The organism is Rhodosalinus sediminis, assembly GCF_003385555.1.
In the GTDB taxonomy this organism is placed as follows: domain Bacteria; phylum Pseudomonadota; class Alphaproteobacteria; order Rhodobacterales; family Rhodobacteraceae; genus Rhodosalinus; species Rhodosalinus sediminis.
The window spans coordinates 1-387 of record NZ_QOHR01000107.1; the positions used below are offsets into that span (position 1 = coordinate 1).

General features: G+C 73.9%; 1 protein-coding gene. It reads left to right on the forward strand.

Annotated features, from left to right (window positions below; genetic code table 11):
• A partial coding sequence (locus tag DRV84_RS15300) for a potassium transporter TrkG (RefSeq protein WP_275668773.1) occupies positions 1-387 on the forward strand: 387 nt, incomplete at both ends.

Here is a 387-nt window from a genome sequence, read left to right on the forward strand (position 1 = left end):
CTACGTGAAGCTGCGCCGCGACGGGCTGCGCGGCGCGCTCTTCGGCACCAATGCCGCGGCGATGCTCGCCTTCGCGCTGGGCGCTTCGGGGCTGGCCGCGCTCCTGCATCTGGCGCTGAGCGGCAGCCCGGCCCAGGCGCTCGACAGTCTGCTCAACACTCTGAGCGGCGTGACCACGGCGGGTTTTTCCGTCGCGCCGGTGGACGCGGCTCCGCCCCTGCTTGCGCTTCTGCTCGCGGTGATGGTGGTGGGCGGCGGCGCGGGCTCGACCGCAGGCGGAATCAAACTCGAACGCGCACTCACCTTCGCGCGGGCGGTGCGCGTCGCGCTGCTGCGCCTCCGCGTGCCGGCCGAGGCCGTGACGCCGCTGATGGCGAACGGCGAGCG